Raw genomic sequence first — 20328 nt, forward strand, 5'->3', positions numbered from 1 at the left:
TGCGCTCCCTTCTCGTGGCCGGACATCTTCGGTGCCCGGGTGCGCGGGCGCTTCGCCCGGTGTGGATGAGGCCGCTGTGCGACCTCAGGCCGCGGGCCGTCCGGCGAGCACGCGGAACAGCGCGCGGACGGCGTCGCCCATGCCCTTCGGCGCGAGCGCGGCGGGTGCGGAGCCGGGGGCGTCGACCGGCACGCGGACCCGCAGCGCGCCGGGCAGCGACCGGAACCGCAGGGGCGGCTCGAGCTTCAGCGCCTCCCCGTCGACGCCGATGTCCACAAGGGACTGTCCCGAGCTCACCACGAACTCCGCGGTCTCCCACGACCGGTACCCGGGGTAGCGCGCGATCTGCCCGGTGAGCTCGGCGGTGATGAGCGCCGGCAGGTCGCGGGCGCGGTCGACGCTCACGGTGACGATGCCGAGCGCGCCGTTGTCGAGCCGCTCGCGCGTGCCGAAGCCGGTGAGCCGGTCGAGGCGGTAGGGGCCGTTGGACACGAGCACGATGTCGGCGGGCGGGCGGTCGTCGCCGTCGGGGGTGCGGTACTTCAGGTCGAAGTGCTCGCTGTCGGGGCCCAGCAGCTGGGGCAGCTGGCCGGCGACGGTGGAGACCTTGGCGTCGCGGTAACCCGGCGACTGCACCACCGTCGCGTACACGCCGAGCGACGCGTTGTTCACGAACACCCGCTCCCCGATCAGGGCGAGGTCGACGCGGCGTTCGAGCGCTTCGCCGTACGCGTCCAGTGCCGCGACGACGTTCTCGCGGTCGAGCCCGAGGTCGAGGGCGAAGTGGTTGCGGGTGCCGGCCGGCACGCACACGTACGGCAGGCCGTGGCGTCGCGCGACGTCGGCCACCAGCGCCTGCGAGCCGTCGCCGCCGGCCATCCCGATCACGTCCGCGTGCGCCGCCGCCTCCTCGGCGAGGGCCCGCAGGTCGTCGCCGCGGCGCAGGACGACCGGCGTGATGCCCCGCGAGCGGGCCACCTTCTCGAGGTCGAACTGCGCGACTTTCCCGCCGCCCGAGCGCGGGTTCATCAGCAGCACGCCGCGGCGCGCGGGGCCGACCCGCCCGGCCGCGACCGGTGTCGCGAGGTCCTTGCCCAGCGCGAGCCGGGCGGCGGCGGCCCCGAGCAAGCCGAGCACGAGCACCACCGGCAGCACCACGAACGTGCGCAGGTCCGGCAGTGCCGCGATCGCGCCGAGTGCCACCACCGCGACGACCGTCAGCGCGATCCGGGCGGCCCGCCGGCGCACCAGCGCGGCCCAGGCGGCCACGATCGCGATGACGAGGAGCACGACCGCGATCACCAGCTCGACCGGGTCGCGCACGAGCGCGGTGATCGCGACGACGAACGCGGCGGCGAGCGCGAGCAGGGCACCCAGGGCGCACAGGCGTCGCGTGATCGACGGACGGGTGGCTTCACCGGACGGCCTGCTCATGGGCCACCGCCTTTCGCCGGGCGTTCCCGCTGCCGACCTTGGGCGCGGCGCAGCGGGGTGTCGTCACCCCGTCCGGATGATGCCTCGTCTCACCCCGTGCGGGGGAGGAAAGCCACGCCGCCGGAGAGGGATGCTCCCTCGATGGCTGTCACCAGCGAACGCACGGCGACCGAGATCCGCAGGGAGAGCCGGGAGGAGCGGGCGGCGAAGGGAAAGGCCGCCCGCGCCGCTACGCCGCGCTCGAGCCACGCCGGGTTCACCCGCGACCCGAAGGCGCCCTCTCCGATCGACCTGCTGGCCCGGCAGGACGCCACGCGCGTGCCCGACCTGCTGCCGATCCGCTACGGGCGCATGTCGATCTCGCCGTTCACCTTCTTCCGCGGCGCCGCTCTGCCGATGGCGAGCGATCTGTCGGGCACTCCCGTGTCGGGGCTGCGGGTGCAGGTGTGCGGCGACGCGCACCTGGTGAACTTCGGCGTGTTCGCCTCACCCGAGCGCAAGCTCGTCTTCGACATCAACGACTTCGACGAAACGCTGCCCGGCCCGTGGGAGTGGGACGTCAAGCGGCTCGCGGCGAGCCTCGAGGTCGCGAGCCGGCAGAACGGGTTCGACGAGCGCGAGTGCCGCCGCGTCGTCACCGATTCCGTGGCCCAGTACCGGACCGCGATGCGGGAGTTCGGCGGGCAGACCGCGCTCGAGGTGTGGTACGCGCACGCCGACATCGACCTCGTGAACCAGATGTACGCCGGCCGGCTGCGCGGGCACCGGCGCAAGGAGATGCAGAAGAACGTGGCTTCGGCCCACACCAAGGACAACCTCGGCGCGCTGCGCCGCTTCACCCTCGTCCGCGACGGCGAAGTGCGGATCGCCCCGGACCCGCCGATCGTGCTGCCGATGGAGGAGCTGGCGAAGCGCCCGGAGGACGTCGCTCAGGCACGGGAGGGCCTCGGCGCGCTGCTGACGGCCTACCGCGCCACCCTGGAGCCGGAGCGCCGCACGCTGCTGGACCGCTACCGGCTCGTGGACGTCGCCCACAAGGTCGTCGGCGTGGGCAGCGTCGGCACGCGGTGCTGGATGGTCCTGTTGCTGGGCAACGACGATCGCGACCCGCTGTTCCTGCAGGCCAAGGAAGCCGGCCCGTCGGTGCTGGAGGAGTTCGCCGGCCCCAGCGAGTACGACAACTCCGGGCGCCGCGTCGTCGTGGGGCAGCGGCTGATGCAGACCGTGAGCGACATCTTCCTCGGCTGGATCAGGGCCGCGGGGATCGTGGACCGCAAGCAGCGCGACTTCTACGTGCGGCAGCTGCGCGACTGGAAGGGCTCGGCGCGCGTCGACACGCTGGACCCGCGCGACATGGCGACCTACGGCCTGCTGTGCGCGTGGACCCTCGCGCGCGCTCACGCCCGCACGGGCGACAGCGTCGCGATCGGCTCCTACCTCGGCTCGGGCGAGTCGTTCGACCACGCGATCGCGGAGTTCGCCCGCGACTACGCCGACCAGAACGAGAAGGACCATGCCGCCTTGCTCCAGGCCATCAAGACGGGTGCCGTCAAGGCCGACTCCAGCCGGTGAACAGCGGGCGCGGCGCGCGGGGCTCCGTCGCCCTGCTCGTCGTGCGGCCCGTGCTGACGGTGGCCACGCTCGTCGCCGTCTACTACCTGCTCCCGGTCGACCGGCCGGTCGACGGGTGGACGGTCGTCGGGCTCGTCGCGGGCGTGGGACTGGTCGTCGGACTGGTGGTGGGGGAGATCCGCGCCATCCTGCGCGCGAAGTACCCGGCCCTGCAGGGGGTCCAGGCGCTGGCGCTGATCGTGCCGCTGTTCCTGCTGGTGTTCGCCAACGCCTACTACGTGCTGCAGCACAACGTGCCCCAAAGCTTCGACGCGCCGCTGACGCGCACCGACGCGCTCTACTTCGTGGTCACCGTGTTCGCCACCGTCGGCTTCGGCGACATCGTCGCGGTCACGCAGACGGCCCGGGTGCTCGTCACCGTGCAGATGCTGGGCGACCTGCTCGTGATCGGCGTCGCGCTGCGCGTCATCGTGGTGGCCGTGCAGCACAGCCGCCAACGGCCGGGAGCCGAGTCAGTGCACCTCCTGCCGCGGGATCAGCAGCGCGGTGACGACGCCGGCGAGCGCCCGGCGGGAGAGCAGGACCACGGCGACGGCGAACGGTCCGTGGCCCGGGACGGCCGCGCCGGCGAGGACGGAGCCGACCAGCGCGGTGCCCCGTGACCACGCCGGCACGGTGCCCGCCCACCGCTCGGCGAGCCGAAGGTGCGCCACGTGCCGGGTTTCCCTTGTGCGTCAACCATCACCTCCTTCGGATGACCCGCCACGCCCCGTCGCGCCGGAGGCTGGCTGCGCGCCGGTCCGGTGGGGGCCGGGTGAGGGAGGCGGGGACATGACCGAGACCGCGATCGCCGACCACGGGATGGTGGGCGACCTGCAGACGGCGGCGCTGATCACGACGGACGGCTCCGTCGACTGGTTCTGCTGCCCGCGGTTCGATTCGCCGAGCGTGTTCGCCGCGCTGCTGGACGACGAGCGCGGCGGCCGGTTCCAGCTGCGCCCCTCGGGGACGCCGTACGAGGCGAAGCAGATGTACTACCCCGACACGGCGGCGCTCATCACACGGTTCTTCACGCCCGGTGGGGTCGGGGAGGTCGTGGACTTCATGCCGCCGCTGGGGGAGCGGGCGACGGACAACCACCGGCTCGTGCGGCTGCTGCGGTGCGTGCGCGGATCGATGACCTTCGAGCTCGTGCTGGCGCCGCGGTTCGGCTACGGGCGGGTGCCGCACCGCGTGGACGTGACGGGTGAAGGCGTGGTGTTCGGCACGGACGCGCTGTCGCTCACGCTGCACACCGTGCGCGAACCCGGTGACGAGCGCCTCGCGCACGTCCGGGTGCACGACGGCGACGTGCGCGGCACGGTGAAGCTGACCGCCGGCCAGGTGCGCGGGCTGGTGCTCGAATCCGGCGCCGACGGGCCGCCGCGGGAGATCCGCGTCGGCGAGGCCGAGCAGTTGTTCCAGGACACCGTGGCGCACTGGCGTTCCTGGCTCGCGCGCTCGACCTACCGCGGCCGGTGGCGCGAGATCGTGGAGCGCTCCGCGATCACGCTCAAGCTGATGACCTACGCGCCGACGGGCGGGCTCGTCGCCGCGCCGACGATGGGGCTGCCCGAGCAGGTCGGCGGGGAGCGCAACTGGGACTACCGCTACACGTGGGTGCGGGACGCGTCGTTCTCCGTCTACGCCTTGCTGGGCCTGGGTTTCGTCGAGGAAGCCGAGAAGTTCGGCACGTGGCTGGGCGCGCGGATCCGCGAGCACGCCGTCGGCAACGGCGGCCCGCTCAACATCATGTACCGCATCGACGGGTCGGCCGACCTCAAGGAAGACGTGCTCGAGCACTGGTCGGGCTACCGCGGCTCGCGCCCGGTCCGCGTCGGCAACGGCGCCGCCGAGCAGTTGCAGCTCGACATCTACGGCGAGGCGCTCGACAGCCTGTTCGTCGCCGACCGGGCCGGGCTCACCGTGCCCCAGCGCGGCTGGAGCGCGCTGACCGGCGTGCTCGACTGGGTCGCCGCGCACTGGGACCAGCCCGAGGAGGGCATCTGGGAAACCCGCGGCGGCCGCCAGCCCTTCACCTACGGGCGGCTGATGTGCTGGGTCGCGCTCGACCGCGGTATCCGGCTGGCCGAAGAACACGGCCGCCCGGCGAACCTCGAACGCTGGCGCGCCGCCCGCGACGGCATCTACACCCAGGTGCTCTCCCGCGGCTGGAACTCCACGCGGCAGGCGTTCGTGCAGCACTACAACACCGACGTGCTCGACTCGTCGCTGCTGCGGATGCCCATGGTCGGCTTCATCGGGCCCCGCGACCCGCAGTGGCTCGCCACGCTCGACGCGATGGACGCCGAGCTCGTCACCGACAGCCTGGTCTACCGCTACGACCCCGCCGCCTCACCCGACGGCCTGCGCGGCTCGGAAGGCACGTTCTCCTTGTGCACCTTCACCTACGTCGACGCCCTGGCCCGCGCGGGCCGCGTCGACCAGGCGCGGCAGGCGTTCGAGAAGATGCTCACCTACGCCAACCACGTCGGGCTGTACTCCGAGGAGATCGCGCTCACCGGCGAGCAGATCGGGAACTTCCCGCAGGCGTTCACGCACCTGGCGCTCATCGACGCGGCGCTCACGCTGGATCGGGCGCTCGGAGAGCGGCGGTGGTCGACAGAGGACTGATCAGGGCGTGCGGACGATCCGCTCGCGCGCGTGCGCGGTCCACGCCGCCGCGAACTCGGTGCGCGGGACGGCCTTCGCGTGGATGACGGGTCGAAGCGCCGGCCGAAGGTCTCACCGACGCGCAGATCGCGCGGCCGGTGCGCCGGCGAGCCCTGTGGTCGCCGCCGCGAACCAGGCCCGTGGCTCAGCGCGACCGCCTGACCCCGGGGGCGCCCGCCCAGGCAGTCCGGCTTCGCGACCGGCCGTTGCCCCGCACCACCCGGCGTCGCTCGGAAACACCGGTACCGCCGGGCATCGCGGCCGTTGCCACGCTTGGTTGCGATGGCGCCGTCGCGCTGTGCTCAGGCGGAGCCGGTGCCGCCGGGCACTGTGGCCGTTGCGCGCGTTCAGGGCGCGGCCGCGGCGAATGTCGTCGCCCTCTGGCTCAGCGGCCAGAGCCGGTGCCGATGCCCTCCAGCACCGTCGCCACGATGGCGTCCACCGGTGGCTCCGCGGGGGAGCCGGTGCGGGGCACCAACGCGGACAGCACCGTCTCGTGGCAGACGCCGACGAGCAGGGCCGCGGTGGCGTCCACGTGGGTGTGCGGGGCGAGGCGGCCCAGGTCGCGCTCGGCGTGGAGGTAGGTGAGGAGCCGGTCGCGCCAGTCGGTGCCCGGGGTGGCGAGTTCGGCGAACCGGGAGAGGACCGCGGGGTGCGTGATCAGGCCCGCGAACGTCGGCAGGATGGCGCGGTGCAAGGCCAGCCCGTACTCCAGGTGCGCGCGCAGGCCGGCCTCGATCGTGCCCGAGCCGGGCGCCGGCAGGTCGCCCAGGTCGGTTTCGACGGCGCGGACGTGGGCGCGCAGCGCGTGGGCCAGCAACTCCTCCTTGTCCGCGAAGTGGTTGTACAGCACGCCGTCCGCGACGCCCGCCCGGCGCGCGATCGAACGCACGGTCAGCTTCGCCGCGCCCTGCTCGGCCATGAGGGCGCCCGCCGTCGCGATGAGGTGCTCGCGCAGGCTCCGGTCTCCGTCGCGCAGGGCCGCCGCCGTCCGGGGTGACATCGCGGACATCGTATTCACCGCGCGGCGGTCACCAGCCACGCCGCGCCCCGCAACCGCACGCCGTCCGGTCCGGCGAACGGCGGCAACGCCGCGGCCAGCGCCGCCCGCGCCCGCGCCGCGGCCTCCGGCGAAGCCAGCTGAAGGTGGTGCCGCACCGGCCCCCACGCCTCGATGAACTCCGCCGCGTCCGCGACGTGCCGCCCCCACACCTGCACCGCCTCCACCCGAGTGCACGCGACGTCCCGGAACCCGGCCTCCGTGAGCAGCGCCCGGACGTGCGCGGGATCCGCCAGCGACGTCGGCCCGCTCCCCTCCGGCTGCGGCAGGTGCGCCGCCAACGCCCCGAACACCACGCCGAGATCGGTCCCCGCCAGCTCCGTCAGGCTCACGAACGCAAGCCGCCCGCCCGGTCGCAACGCCTCGCGCACCCGCGCGAACGCCGCCACGGGATCCGCGAAGAACATCACCCCGAACCGGCTCAGCGCCACGTCGAACGCCCCCTCGCCGAACTCGTGCACCTGCACGTCGCCGCGCTCGAACCTGACGTTCGGGACCTCCGCGGCCCGCGCCCGCGCCGTCGCCAGCATCGGTTCCGACAGGTCGACGCCGAGCGCGTGCCTCGCGCGGCCGGCGGCCAGCCGCGTCAGCTGCCCGGTCCCGCACCCGAGGTCGACGACCCGGTCCTCTCGACCCACCTGCGCCAGCAGGAACTCGTTGAACCCGCTGTTCACCGCGTCGTAGCGGTCGGCGTGCGCCGCCCAGTGCTCGCCCTCGTAGCCGTTCCACGCGTCCGGCTGCGCGGTGTTGACGATACCGGTCATGACAACCTCCCCGGTTATGAACGTCTGTTCATGAACATATGTTCATAGTGACCGCGTGCGGGCTCGCCTGTCAACCGGGCGCCCGTCAGCGATTCGTAAGCCGCCGATCCGGTTCCGGTGAGCTGATCTTGATTACCGTCGCCCGGAGTCCGCCGACGAAGGGAAAGAGAACCAGTGGAATCTGCGATCGCGCGGCGGGCGACCGCCATCGGGGGCGCCGTCGTGCGGTACGGGCTCGTGGTGGTCGTCGCGTGGATCGGCGCGCTGAAGTTCACCACGTCCGAAGCCGTCCGCATCCAGCAGTACGTCTCGCACAGCCCGTTCCTGGGCTGGACCGATCACGTGCTCGCCCCGCAGCCGCTCGCCGCGGTGTTCGGCGTCGTCGAGGTGGCCGCAGCCGTGCTCGTCGCCGCCGGCCCGTGGCTCCCGCGGATCTCGGCCGCGGGCAGCGTGGTCGCGATCCTGCTGTTCCTCAGCACGATCAGCTTCTTCTTCACCACACCCGGCATCGGCGACCCCGCTGCGGGCGGGTTCCCCGCGTTGTCGCCGGTCGGGCAGTTCCTGCTGAAGGACGTCGTGTTGCTCGGCGCGTCGATCTGGACCCTCGGCGATTCCCTCGGCCGCCGGCGTCAGGCCGACGCCGAGTAGTGGCGGCCCTTCCACCCCGCGCCCCGGCCGGCGAAGTGCCGTCGCGCGGAGTCCAGCGTCATCAGCGTGTACAGCAGCGCGGTCACCGGCAGCAGGACGCCCAGCACCGGCCACTGCCGGTAGTACCGGGCGATGGGCACGAACGTCGCCGCCATCAGCGCCCACGCGCCCGCTGCCGGCCACGACGGCCCGGCGAAGGTCAGCGCTGGGGGAGCGAGGAACACCACCGCCAGCCCCACCACGGTGCCCAGCAGCACCACCGGCGAGTGCCGTAGCTGCGTGTACGCCGTGCGGGCGACCATGTGCCACAGGTCGGCCAGCCGGGGGTACGGCCGTACACTGTGGACGTTCGTCGCGAAGCCGAGCCAGGTGCGGCCGCCGGCGGCGGCCACCGCGCGGGCCAGTGCGACGTCGTCGATGACGGCGCCGCGGATGGCCGCGAGGCCGCCCGCGCGCTCCAGCGCGGATCGCCGCACGAGCACGCAACCCCCGGCGGCCGCGGCGACGCGGGAGCGGGGTGAGTTCACGCGCCGGAACGGGTAGAGCATCGCGAAGAAGTACACGAACGCCGGCACGATCAGGCGTTCCCACGGCGTCGCCGTCCGCAGCACGGCCATCTGCGACACCAGGTCGTACGGCCCGGCGGCCGAAACCAGCGTCTCGAGCGAACGCGGCCCGTGCGCGATGTCCGCGTCGGTCAGCAGCACGAAGTCCACCGCGCCCGCCTCGGTGACGCCGCGCGCGGCCGCCCAGAGCTTGCCCGTCCAGCCGTCCGGCAGCGGATCGGGCGTGACCACTGTCAGCGGCAGCGGCGACGAAGCTCCCAGCCGCCGCGCGAGCTCGCCCGTGCCGTCGGTGCTCGCGTCGTCGACGAGGATCACGCGCGCGGAACCCGGATACCGTTGCGCGAGCAGCGTCGGCAGCGTCGACGGGAGCACGGCCGCCTCGTCGCGCGCCGGCACCACGATCGCGACCGAGGGCCACTGCGCCGGCCGCGACAGGGGCGGCAGGCGCTGGTCCGTGCGCCAGAAGAAACCGTGGCAGAACGCGAGGCCCAGCCACACCACGAGCGTGACCCACCCCAGGACCGTCAGCACTCCCGGGAGGGTAGTCGCCCGGGACCCATCGGAGGACTGACCTCGGCCGAACGCGAGCCAAGATCCGCCTTTCGTGCTCAGTTAACGCCATCAACCAGGCGCGCACACCGATTAACCGGGTCGGACAACGATCGGACAGCTGCACACACCTCCCCCGAGTAGGTCTAGACATCCGATGGATTTCGCACCTAATGTGCTGGGCGATCCACCAGCTCGTCGCCGGCCGCCACCGGGGCACGCGGCCGCGCGGACTCGTCAGGAGGAGCACGTGCCGATCTCGCCGCGCCGGAGCCTTGTTCTGGCCGCACTGTTCACCGTCGCCGCCGGCTCGGCCGTGCCCGCGACCGCCGCCCAGGCAAGCCCAGCAACCCCAGTCACGCAAGCCGTCCAGCCGGACCACGGCTGCACGGGACCGATCAAGACCGCCACCATCACGACCGTCGAACCCTGCGACGGCATGGACCGCGTGCTCGCCAAGGCCGCCGCCGTCGTGCCGCGGCCCGGCCAGCTCGCGTGGCAGCAGCGGCCCGTCACCGCGTTCACGCACTTCGGCATGAACACCTTCACCGACCGCGAATGGGGTTCCGGCGCGGAGAAGGAATCGACGTTCGCGCCGTCCGCCGTGGACACCGACCAGTGGATGCGCTCGCTCAAGGCCGCGGGCGTCACGCAGGTGATGCTCACCGCCAAGCACCACGACGGGTTCGTGCTCTACCCGACCCGCTACACCAACCACTCCGTCGTCGCGAGCCCGTGGTGGGTCAGCGCCGGCTGCACGGACGCCGACTCCGCCCGCCAGGCCGCGCAGGACACCCGTACGCAGGACCCGTCGGCCTTCTGGCAGGCCCGCGACGCGGGCTGCGCCAACCCGCGCGGCGACATCCTGCGCGACTACGTCGATTCCGCCCGCAAGGCCGGCCTCAAGGTCGGCGTCTACCTCTCACCCGCCGACGGCGCCGAACTGCCCGCGAGCTTCTTCGCCAGTGAGGTGAAACGCATCGAAGCGAAGGTCGCCGCGGGCCAGCCGCTGAGCATCGAAGAACAAGCCACCTACGACGATCGCGCCAACGCGCCGCAAGGGCAGGGCCGCTACGGCACCGGCAGCGCCGTCAAGCCGCGCACCATCCCGACGCTCGTGCCGCACGACGACCGCGCCGCCGCCCTCGCCGCCGGCAAGCTGCCGCGCTTCAGCGTGACGGAGGACGACTACAACACCTACTACCTCAACCAGCTCTACGAGCTGTTCACCCAGTACGGCCCGATCGACGAGCTGTGGCTCGACGGCGCCAACCCCTGGCGTGACAACGGGATCAGCGAGAACTACGACTTCACCACCTGGTTCTCGATGATCCACGCGCTGTCGCCGAACACCGTGACCTTCGCCGGTCCGGCCGGCGTGCGCTGGGTCGGCAACGAGTCCGGCCAGGCGCGCACCACGGAGTGGAGCCCGCTGCCGATGTCGGGCGACCCGAACACCGCGCACAACGAGGAGCTGTTCATCGGCGGCGCGACGGCCACCGACCTCGGTTCGCGCCAGGTCCTGGCCGATCCGTCCGTGCGGTACCTGCAGTGGGCCCCGGCGGAGTCCGACGTCTCGATCCGCCCCGGCTGGTTCTTCCACCCCGATGAACAGCCCAAGACCGCCGCGCAGCTCGTGGACCTCTACCGCCGCACGGTCGGCCGCAACTCGTCGCTGCTGCTCAACGTCCCGCCCGGTCCCGACGGCGAACTCGCCCCCGCCGACGTCGCGGCGCTGGCGGCGTTCGGGAGGTCCGTCGCCGCCACGCAGGTCAACCTCGCGCGGCCGCGGCCCGGCGACAAGGCTGTCGCCGCCGTCACGGACGGTTCGCTCGCCACGTCGTGGACCCCGCCGCACGGCGCACTGGCCGGCACGCTCGACGTGCCGCTCGCGAAGCCCGCGACGTTCGACCAGCTCCGGCTCGGCGAGGACATCAGCCGCGGCCAGCACGTCGAGGGCGCGACCGTGCAGGCCGAGGTGAACGGTGCGTGGCAGACGCTCGGCACCGTCACCACCATCGGCTACACCCGGCTGCTGACGCTGTCCGCGCCCGTGACCACGAGCCACCTGCGCGTGGTGATCACGCAGGCCCGCGCCACGCCGTACCTGTCGACCTTCGCGCTCTACCGCACCGTCCCGCCCGCCGCCTGACCCGGCCCGACCCGAACCGAGGGACTTCCGCATGACCGCACGCTCCCGTACCCGCCGCCTCGCCGCCGTCCTGGCGGCCGGGGCCTCGATCGCGGCGCTCGCCACCGCGACGCAGCCCGCCGCGGCCGCGCCCGAGCAGCACGCGCTGCCGGTCGTCACGCCGACCCCGCAAGCGCTCGGCCGCGATTCGGCCGACGTCCCGGTACCCGACGAGGTCGTGCTCGTCGCCGACGCCGGTACCGACGCCGCGGCCGAAGACCTCGTCACGTCCCTGCTGCGCGACCACGGCGTGCGCAAGGTGACGGTCGTCGCGCCCGGCCACGAACCCCGCCACGGCCACGCGCTGGTGGTCCGGCTCGGCGGTGCCGACCGTGCGGACGTCGCTCACGCGGTGTCGGTGCCCGACCAGGCCGAGGGCTACGCGCTGAGCACCGCCGGCGGCGCGGTCGTGCTCGGCGGCCGCGACGGCGCGGGCCAGTACTACGGCGCGCAGACGCTGCGGCAGCTGTTCGTCCGGTCCGGCCACGGCTGGGCGATCAGCGGCGTCGCCGTGCGCGACTGGCCGAACATGAGCCTGCGCGGCTCCATCGAAGGCTTCTACGGTCCGCCGTGGAGCACGGCCGACCGGCTGCGGCAGATCGCGTTCCTGGGTGAGGTCAAGGCCAACACCTACGTCTACAGCGCCAAGGACGACGCGTACCTGCGCGCGCAGTGGCGCGACCCGTACCCCGCCGACGAGCTCGCCACGCTCGGTCAGCTCGTGCAGTCGGCGACCGCGCACCACGTCGACTTCACCTACGCGCTCTCGCCCGGCGTGTCGATCTGCTTCTCCTCGCCCGACGACATCGCCGCGGTGAAGGCAAAACTGCAGTCGGTGTACGACCTCGGCGTGCGGTCGTTCTCGATCCCGTTCGACGACATCTCCTACACCAAGTGGAACTGCGCCGCCGACCAGACCGCGTTCGGCGCGCCCGGCCAGGCGGCCGCGGGCACGGCGCAGGTGTCGCTGCTGAACACGATCACGACCGACTTCATCAAGACCCACGACGGTGCCCAGCCGCTGCAGACGGTGCCGACGGAGTACAGCGACCTCGAGGATTCCCCGTACAAGACGGAGCTGCGCGAGCACCTCGACCCGTCGGTCGTCGTGCAGTGGACGGGTACTGCCGTGGTCCCGCCGAGCGTCACGACCGACGAAGCGCACCAGGTGTCCACTGTGTACGGACGCAAGGTGTTCCTGTGGGACAACTACCCGGTGAACGACTACGAGCAGTCGGCCGGGCGGCTGCTGCTCGCGCCGTACGCGCAGCGCGAGGCCGGGCTTTCGCAGTACCTCAACGGGATCGTCGCGAACCCGATGAACCAGGAGGCGGCCAGCGAGGTCGCCGAGTTCGGCGCGACCGACTTCGCGTGGAACGACGCCGGGTACTCGCCGGAGCGGTCGTGGCCGCAGGCGCTGGCACGGCTGGCCGGTGGCGACGCGCGGGCGAGCGCGGCGCTGGCGGTCTTCGCCGACCTCGAGCACCTCGCGCCGACGTTCGGCCCGACGCCGTGGCAGCCGCAGGCGCCGGTGCTGGCGGCCAAGACGAAGGCGTTCTGGCAGCGGTGGAACGCCGGTGACCACCGCCGTTCGGTGGCCGACCTGCGCGCGTATGCCGTGCAGATCCGCGATGCTGCGGAGGTGATCCGGGGCGGCCGCGTGGAGAGTGCGTTCGTCGACGAGGCGTCGCCGTGGCTCGACGCGACGGCGTATTGGGGCGGCGCGCTCGTCGACCAGCTCGACGCCCTCGCCGCCGCGACCCGCGGCGGCGACCAGGCGGCCCAGCGGCTCACCGCGTCCGCCGACGCGCTCGTGGCGAAGGCGCAGGCCGTGAAGACCGGGAACACCAACCGGTGGGGCGTGCGCCAGGCGCTCGTCGGCGACGGCGTCCTCGACGCGGTGATCACCCAGGCCCGGGCCGCGACGCTCGGCTGACCCTGATCGGAGAACCTTCGTGAACCCAGTGAGCAGGCGGAGCTTCCTCGGTGGCGCGGCCGCCGGGCTGGCCGCGGCGAGCACCGTGTTCGCCGCGCCGGCCGGGGCGGCGGGCCGCCGCGGGCTGACGGTGTCGGGCGAGCAGTTCCTGTTGGACGGCAAGCCTTTCCAGATCATCTCGGGCGCGATCCACTACTTCCGCATCCATCCCGATCAGTGGCGCGACCGGCTGCTGCGGCTGCGGGCGCTCGGCTTGAACACGGTCGAGACGTACGTGGCGTGGAACTTCCACCAGCCCCGGCCCGGCCCCCCGGATTTCAGCGGCTGGCGCGACCTGCCGAAGTTCATCCGCACCGCGGGCGACGTCGGGCTCCAGGTGATCGTGCGGCCCAGCCCGTACATCTGCGCGGAGTGGGAGTTCGGCGGGCTGCCGGCGTGGCTGCTGGCCGACCGCGACCTCGAGCTGCGCTGCGCCGAGCCGAAGTACCTCAAGGCCGTCGACGCGTGGTACGACCACCTCGTGCCGCGGCTGGCCGAACTCGAGGCACACCGCGGCGGTCCGGTGATCGCCGTGCAGATCGAGAACGAGTACGGCAGCTACGGCAACGACACGTCGTACCTGGCGCACCTGCGGGACAGCCTGCGTTCGCGCGGCTTGACGAGCCTGCTGTTCACGGCCGACGGCGCGTCGGACTTCTTCATGCGCTTCGGTTCGCTGCCGGGCACGCTCGAAGTCGGCACCGGCGACGGGAACCCGGTGCCCAGCCTCGAGGCGATCAAGAAGTTCCAGCCCGGCAAGCCGGTGATGATGGCCGAGTTCTGGGACGGCTGGTTCGACCACTGGGGCGAGCAGCACAACACGCGCGACCCGCAGCAGATGGCGGGCTACATCGACACGCTGCTGGCCACGGGCGCGTCGGTGAACCTGTACATGGCCTGCGGTGGCACGAACTTCGGCTTCACCAGCGGCGCCAACACGTCCGGCACGACGTACCAGCCGACGGTCACGAGCTACGACTACGACTCACCCGTCGGCGAAGCGGGTGACCTCGGCGAGAAGTTCACCGCGCTGCGGGCGGTGATCGGCAAGTACACGAAGCTGCCGTCGGACCCGCTGCCCGGCCGGTCGCCGCGGCTGGCGGCGCAGACGGTGCAGCCGGACGCGGCGGCGGCACTCCTCGATTCGCTGCCGGCGTTGTCGAAAGTGGTGCACTCGGCGCAGCCGCTGCCGATGGAGAAGGTCGGCCAGGCAACGGGGCTCATCCACTACCGCACGAAGGTGCAGGGGCCGCACAGCGGGACGGTGAGCATCCACGGGCTCGCCGACCGCGCGCTGGTCTTCGCCGGGGGAGTGCAGGTCGGGGTGCTCGACCGGAACACGCCCGACACCACGGTGAACGTGACGTTCGAAGAAGCGGAGAACCAGCTCGACATCCTCGTCGACACCAACGGCCGCGTGAACTACGGCCCGTACCTCGCCGACCGCAAGGGCATCGACGGCTGGGTCGCCATGAACACCCAGCAGAAGCTCTTCGGCTGGGAGATCCGGCCGCTGCCGCTCGACGATCTGTCCACAGTGCACTTCCGCGCGGGCGCCGCACCCGCCGGTCCGGCCTTCCACCGGGCGGCGGTGACGATCGGCGAGCCGGCCGACGGGTTCGTCGCGCTGCCCGGCTGGGAGAAGGGGATCGTCTGGCTCAACGGGTTCAACCTCGGCCGCTACTGGAGCCGCGGTCCGCAGCGGACGCTGTACGCGCCGGCGCCGTTGTGGCGGCGCGGGCGCAACGAGCTCGTCGTGCTCGAACTGCACCAGGCGGGTACGTCGCTGGAGGTCCGTCCGGAGGCCGAGCTGGGCTGAGACGCAGGTCACATTCGCCGCTGTCACAAGTTCCGGCGCCGGCTCGTCAATGCTGCGTAACCCGATAACGGAAGCTTCGAGAGACGGCTGAGGAGCACACCATGGAAGCACGGCTGAACCTGTTCGAGAACGCGGTCGCCGGCAAGTTCCTGAAGTACATCGTCTCGGCGGACAAGGCCGTGCACGGCTCCGGCGTGCCCGCCGCGACGCAGGAGCTCGTGAAATTGCGCGCCAGCCAGATCAACGGCTGCGGCTACTGCACCGACATGCACTACAAGGACGCGATCGCCGGCGGGGAAGAGCCGACGCGCCTCAACCTCGTCGCGGCCTGGCGCGAAGCCACGGTCTTCACCGACGCGGAGCGCGCGGCCCTCGAACTGACCGAGCAGGGCACCCGCATCGCCGACGCCGCGGGCGGCGTCACCGACGAGGCCTGGCAGTCCGCCGCGAAGCACTACGACGAGGAGGCCCTCGCCGGGCTCGTCGCGCTGATCGCCCTGATCAACACGTTCAACCGCCTGAACGTCATCACCCAGCAGCCGGCGGGCGACTACCAGGTCGGCATGTTCGGCTGACCCCCGTCCCACTGCGGCGAAGCCCCGGGTTCCGGATCTTCCGGAGCCTGGGGCTTCGTGCTGTCTGGGGTGGTCCAGTCCAGTGCGGTTCCTTGGCGTGGGCGGCTTTGGAGTGCTGCTGCGGTATCGCGCGTCCGCCAACGTGGGGGTAGTTACGACTGCCCGCGTACTGCCGCTCGCGGTGCGCGCCAGCCACGACGGCCGCGCGTCCTGCGCGAATCACCGTGCTGCAGCTTCGGCCGACCGATCGCCGCGCGCACCGGCTGCCGCGCCGTCGCCGGGTGCGTGCCATCGCCGTCCGGCGACGGGCCCGGCGTCGTGCGCGCCCGGAGTCGCGCGGGCGCGAGTTGTTCTCGGACGCGCGCCTCTTGCCTGGTGTGCACCGGTTGCCCGTGCGGAGCCGACCGCGGCCTCGCGACTGATCGCACTGCGCAGCGGCCGCCTGCTGGCGCAGCCCTGGCCGGGTGCGAGCCGATACGGGTGAACCGGGCACATCGGCTGCGGCGAGCTGTGCCGGCGGAGGCCGTCGCGTAATGCTTGCCGGGACGCCGACCTCCGCAAGCCACCGGGCGCCGGCAGCGATCTCCGCCGTCGAGTTCGGCCACGACCCCGGCAAAGCCGATCTTCCCGGCATCCTCCTCGCCGCGAGTGCCCGAGACTGATTTGTCACCATGGCCTCGCCCCCCTCCACCCGCACCGGCCCTGACCAGCTCGCTCTCCGTCTCCGAACCGCTGCGCACCGTCATGGCGACGAAATCGTCCCAACAATCTCGTACGAGATTGTTAACAATCGTGTATGGTCCCGGTCTGCCGGAGCGCGCGGGTTCCGGGGCCGGGTCGCCGAGGACCCGGTGCTGCGCCGTCCCCCGGCCCACAGGAGGTTTGATGGACATCATCGACACGCACACCCACGTCATCTCCCCGGACGCGGAGCAGTACCCGGTCGACCCGATCGGCGGGAAGCGGTCCGAGTGGTCGAAGGCCCATCCCGTGGACATCGACGGCCTGGTGCGGGCCCTCGACGACGCCGGCATCGCGAGGGCCGTGGTCGTGCAGGCGTCCACTGTCTACGGGCACGACAACCGCTACGTCGCCGAGGCGCTGCGGCGTCACCCCGACCGCTTCACCGGCGTCTACTCGATCGACGCGATGGCCGCCGACGCCGTCGAGCGGATCGAGCACTGGCAGGGCCTGGGCTTCGCCGGCTTCCGCCTCTTCACCACCGGCACGACCATGCCCGGCCAGGCCGACTGGCTCGGCCACGAGGACTCGTTCCCGGCCTGGGCCCACGCCGAGAAGCACGACATCCCGGTGTGCCTGCAGATGACGATCCAGGGCCTGCCCAAGCTGCGCGAGCTGCTCGACCGCTTTCCGAAGGTCCGCGTGCTGCTCGACCACTGCGCGCGTCCCGACCTGTCCGACGGCCGCCCCTACCGCCTGGCCAAGGACCTGTTCGACCTCGCCACCTACCCCGGCGTGCACCTCAAGCTCACCCACCGCGCGCTGGCCGCGGCGGAACAGGGCGCGTCCACCGTCAAGGACTTCCTCACGGACCTGGTCGCGGCCTACGGCGCGAACCGCCTCGTGTGGGGGTCGAACTTCCCCGCCGCCGAGGGCCGGCTGCCCGACCTCCTCGCCGAAGCCCGCGAAACCGTTTCCGTGCTGCCGGAGGCCGACGTGCAGCAGATCTTCGGCGGGACCGCGGCCGCGTTCTACCCGGGAGCGAACCGTGCCTGAACCCACCGTCCTGCGGACCGTCCTCGCCGACTACCCGCACACCCAGCCGCTCAAGAACGGCGAGGTCACCAGCGACGCGGTCACGCTCGACTTCCGCGCCGCCAAACCCGTGCACAAGGCGTTCGCACCCATGGTCCGCGACGAGGCCTACGACCTGAGCGAGCTGGCGATCGTCACGGCCCTGCAGGCGATCGCGTACGGCCGTCCGGTCGTGCTGCTGCCCGCGGTCGTCGCGTCGCGGTTCCAGCGCGGCTGCCTCATCGCCCACGCTTCGCGCCCGGTGAAGCCCGAGGAGCTCAAGGGCAAAACCGTCGGTGTCCGCGCCTTCACCCAGACCACGGGCATGTGGGTGCGCGCCCACCTCACCGGGGACTTCGGCCTCGCGTCGCGCGACATCCGCTGGCTCACGCGCGACGGCGCCCACGTCGCCGAGTACGAGGATCCGGACTTCGTCGAGCACGGCGTCGGCGACGCGAGCCTGCCCGACCTGCTGCGCGAAGGCCGCATCGACGCCACCATCCTCGGCAACGACCTGCCCGAAGGCGACGAGTTCGTGCGGGTGATCCCCAACGCGCGCGCCCGCGACGAGCAGTGGTCGCGCGAGCACGGTTTCATGCCGATCAACCACATGGTGGTCGCCGGCGCGACCGTCGCCCGGGACAACCCCGCCGCCGTCCGCGAGGCCTACGAACTGCTGCGCCGAGCCGACGCCACCGTCGAGCGGTCCGAGGGTGAACCGCGCCCGACGCTGTTCGGCTTCGACCGCCTGCGGGGTCCCGTCGAGCTGATCGTCGACGCTTGCCTCGAACAGGGTCTGCTCCCGCGCCGCCTCGACGCCGAGGAGGTCTTCGCGCCCGCCAAGACCATCCTCGGCGACGCCTAGCACCACCCGGCGTGTGCCGGCCCCGGAGATTCAACGGAGAAACCGGAAGACGATGAGTGAAACCACTTCGGCGGACGCCCCCGGGCAGACCCGCAAGCGCAAGCCGTTCTACACCGACCTGACCTTCCAGGTCGTCGCCGGCGTCGTCGCCGGCGTGCTCGTGGGCGCGCTCGCGCCCTCGGTCGGCCACCACGTCGACTTCCTCGGCGACATCTTCATCCACCTGATCCAGATGGTCGTCGGCCTGATCATCTTCTGCACGGTCACCCACGGCATCGCGAGCGTGCGCGACCTCGGCAAGGTCGGGCGCATCGCGGTGAAGTCCATCGTGTACTTCGAAGTGATCACCACGGTCGCGCTGGTGATCGGCCTCGTGGTGGTCAACGTCCTCAAGCCCGGCGTCGGCATGAACATCGACCCGTCGTCGCTGCACGCCCCGGCTTCCGCGGCGCCGGCGAAGTCGGAGGGCTTCGACGACTTCCTCGTGAGCCTCGTGCCGACCTCGGCCGTCGACGCGTTCGCCAAGGGCGAGATCCTGCAGGTGCTGGTGTTCTCGGTCCTGTTCGCGTGCGGGCTCGCCGCGCTGGGCGAGAAGGCGCAGCCGGTGCTGAACATCGTCGGCACCGTGCAGCAGTCGCTGTTCTGGATCATCAAGAAGGTCATGCGCCTCGCGCCGTTCGCGGCGTTCGGCGCCATCGCCTTCACGGTGTCGAAGTACGGACTGTCCACTTTGCTCCCATTGGGCAAGCTCGTGGGCGTGTTCTACCTGATCGTGGTGCTGTTCTTCGTGCTGGTGCTGTGGCCGGTCTCGCGCTACGCCGGGGTCAGCCTGTGGAAGGTGCTGCGCTACTTCCGCGCGGAGCTGGTGCTGGTGCTCGGCACGAGCTCGTCGGAGAGCGTCTTCCCTCAGCTCACGGCGAAGCTCGAGAAGCTGGGCGTCGACGAGCCCGTGGTCGGGCTCGTGCTGCCCACCGCGTACAGCTTCAACCACGACGGCACGTGCCTGTACTTCGCCGCGGTCAGTGTGTTCCTCGCGCAGGCCACCGGCACCGACCTGAGCTGGCAGGCCCAGCTGGGCCTCCTGGTCGTGCTGCTCCTCACCTCGAAGGGCGGCGCGGGCGTCTCCGGCTCGGCGATCGCGGTGCTGGCACTGACCCTGGCGGCCACGCACACGATCCCGGTCAGCAGCATCGCGCTCGTGCTGGGTGTCCACAGTGTCCTGTCGGCCGCCTTCGTGTTCACCAACATCGCCGGCAACTGCGTGGCCACGCTCGTCGTGGGCAAGTGGGAAAAGGCGATCGACCGCGTCACACTGCACCAAGAACTGGACGCGGGCTACGTCGCAGCGTGATCGGCCCGGGTGGGGCGCCGCTCCGGCAGCGCCCCACCCGCTCAACGCTCGAACGACCCGTGGCGGCCGGCGACTTCGGCTCGAACGCCGGACGCCGCCTGGCCGGCGTCGAGGGTGAGCTCGACCCGGACTGTCCATTCGGCACCGTTGTCGAACGAGACGTGCCGCAGGTCGACTCGAAGCCGGACGTGGCTGCCCGTGTGCACGGCGGTGATTCCGAGCTCACGCTCCAGCGACTGCCACGCGCGCACCCTCCCAGCCGCGCCACGCTTGTGCCAGCGCTGTGAAGTAGTCTGCCAAGTCTCCGAACCCGTCGTCGGCGTAGTGGGGCTGAACCAACCTGGCCGCAATGACGCCACGGGCGGTCACGGAAGCCGCCGGCGTCCGCCACCTCGACTCGACGAGCGTCAAGCCGAGGTGCTCAGTGTCCGAGCCGATGCGCACCACAGCGAGCACTCCAAGAGCGATGCCGGCGTTCGGCGAAGCAGTTGC

The 20328-nt window shown here is 72.0% G+C and carries 16 protein-coding genes; 11 read left to right on the forward strand and 5 right to left on the reverse strand.

Annotated features, from left to right (window positions below):
* Nucleotides 1–84 precede the first annotated feature (84 nt).
* Entirely contained in the window at nt 85–1434 is a 1350-nt protein-coding gene (locus ACIA77_RS27430) for a diacylglycerol/lipid kinase family protein (protein WP_395888854.1), read from the reverse strand.
* A 141-nt stretch (nt 1435–1575) separates the two neighbouring features.
* Between ACIA77_RS27430 and ACIA77_RS27435 the strand changes: the two genes are divergently transcribed.
* The 3 genes from ACIA77_RS27435 to ACIA77_RS27445 all read left to right on the forward strand — a co-directional run bounded on the left by ACIA77_RS27435 (nt 1576) and on the right by ACIA77_RS27445 (nt 5679).
* On the forward strand, nt 1576–3006 hold the full coding sequence (locus tag ACIA77_RS27435) for a DUF2252 domain-containing protein (RefSeq protein ID WP_395888855.1): 1431 nt from the start codon (nt 1576–1578) through the stop codon (nt 3004–3006).
* Nucleotides 3003–3668, forward strand: coding sequence for a potassium channel family protein (locus tag ACIA77_RS27440; RefSeq protein WP_395888856.1), 666 nt, complete (start codon nt 3003–3005; stop codon nt 3666–3668). The genes ACIA77_RS27435 and ACIA77_RS27440 overlap by 4 nt, the downstream gene beginning before the upstream one ends.
* 169 nt (nt 3669–3837) lie before the next feature.
* A complete protein-coding gene (locus ACIA77_RS27445; RefSeq protein ID WP_395888857.1) occupies nt 3838–5679 on the forward strand; it encodes a glycoside hydrolase family 15 protein in 1842 nt (613 codons plus the stop codon).
* Between the two features lie 424 nt (nt 5680–6103).
* Here the strand turns inward: ACIA77_RS27445 and ACIA77_RS27450 are convergent, their stop codons facing one another.
* Together ACIA77_RS27450 and ACIA77_RS27455 are read right to left on the reverse strand one after the other, a co-directional pair.
* Nucleotides 6104–6721 carry a TetR/AcrR family transcriptional regulator gene (locus ACIA77_RS27450; RefSeq protein WP_395888858.1) on the reverse strand — a complete coding sequence of 206 codons (618 nt, stop codon included), beginning with the start codon at nt 6719–6721 and terminating at the stop codon, nt 6104–6106.
* Between the two features lie 14 nt (nt 6722–6735).
* Nucleotides 6736–7542, reverse strand: a complete 807-nt coding sequence (locus ACIA77_RS27455) for a class I SAM-dependent methyltransferase (RefSeq protein WP_395888859.1) — start codon at nt 7540–7542, stop codon at nt 6736–6738.
* A gap of 174 nt (nt 7543–7716) precedes the next feature.
* Here ACIA77_RS27455 and ACIA77_RS27460 point away from each other — a divergent pair, with 174 nt between their 5' ends.
* Entirely contained in the window at nt 7717–8190 is a 474-nt protein-coding gene (locus ACIA77_RS27460; RefSeq protein WP_395888860.1) for a DUF417 family protein, read from the forward strand.
* On the opposite strand, the gene ACIA77_RS27465 is transcribed toward ACIA77_RS27460, so the two are convergent.
* The gene (locus tag ACIA77_RS27465; RefSeq protein ID WP_395888861.1) at nt 8172–9287 is read right to left on the reverse strand and encodes a glycosyltransferase; all 1116 of its coding nucleotides are present in this window, start codon (nt 9285–9287) and stop codon (nt 8172–8174) included. The genes ACIA77_RS27460 and ACIA77_RS27465 overlap by 19 nt on opposite strands.
* A gap of 268 nt (nt 9288–9555) precedes the next feature.
* Here ACIA77_RS27465 and ACIA77_RS27470 point away from each other — a divergent pair, with 268 nt between their 5' ends.
* The 7 genes from ACIA77_RS27470 to ACIA77_RS27500 all read left to right on the forward strand — a co-directional run bounded on the left by ACIA77_RS27470 (nt 9556) and on the right by ACIA77_RS27500 (nt 19836).
* On the forward strand, nt 9556–11457 hold the full coding sequence (locus tag ACIA77_RS27470; RefSeq protein ID WP_395888862.1) for an alpha-L-fucosidase: 1902 nt from the start codon (nt 9556–9558) through the stop codon (nt 11455–11457).
* 31 nt (nt 11458–11488) lie between these two features.
* A complete protein-coding gene (locus ACIA77_RS27475; RefSeq protein WP_395888863.1) occupies nt 11489–13432 on the forward strand; it encodes a beta-N-acetylglucosaminidase domain-containing protein in 1944 nt (647 codons plus the stop codon).
* A 28-nt stretch (nt 13433–13460) separates the two neighbouring features.
* Nucleotides 13461–15290, forward strand: coding sequence for a beta-galactosidase family protein (locus tag ACIA77_RS27480; protein WP_395888864.1), 1830 nt, complete (start codon nt 13461–13463; stop codon nt 15288–15290).
* Nucleotides 15291–15391: 101 nt separating this feature from the next.
* A complete protein-coding gene (locus ACIA77_RS27485) occupies nt 15392–15865 on the forward strand; it encodes a carboxymuconolactone decarboxylase family protein (RefSeq protein WP_395888865.1) in 474 nt (157 codons plus the stop codon).
* Nucleotides 15866–16750: 885 nt separating this feature from the next.
* Nucleotides 16751–17602 carry an amidohydrolase family protein gene (locus ACIA77_RS27490; protein WP_395888866.1) on the forward strand — a complete coding sequence of 284 codons (852 nt, stop codon included), beginning with the start codon at nt 16751–16753 and terminating at the stop codon, nt 17600–17602.
* On the forward strand, nt 17595–18485 hold the full coding sequence (locus ACIA77_RS27495; RefSeq protein WP_395888867.1) for a hypothetical protein: 891 nt from the start codon (nt 17595–17597) through the stop codon (nt 18483–18485). The genes ACIA77_RS27490 and ACIA77_RS27495 overlap by 8 nt, the downstream gene beginning before the upstream one ends.
* Before the next feature lie 52 nt (nt 18486–18537).
* Nucleotides 18538–19836, forward strand: coding sequence for a cation:dicarboxylate symporter family transporter (locus tag ACIA77_RS27500; protein WP_395888868.1), 1299 nt, complete (start codon nt 18538–18540; stop codon nt 19834–19836).
* Nucleotides 19837–19877: 41 nt separating this feature from the next.
* Here the strand turns inward: ACIA77_RS27500 and ACIA77_RS27505 are convergent, their stop codons facing one another.
* Nucleotides 19878–20087 carry a DUF6228 family protein gene (locus tag ACIA77_RS27505; RefSeq protein WP_395888869.1) on the reverse strand — a complete coding sequence of 70 codons (210 nt, stop codon included), beginning with the start codon at nt 20085–20087 and terminating at the stop codon, nt 19878–19880.
* Nucleotides 20088–20328 lie beyond the last annotated feature (241 nt).

Origin of the sequence: Amycolatopsis sp. NPDC051903, assembly GCF_044452505.1 — a bacterium.
Taxonomy (GTDB): domain Bacteria; phylum Actinomycetota; class Actinomycetes; order Mycobacteriales; family Pseudonocardiaceae; genus Amycolatopsis.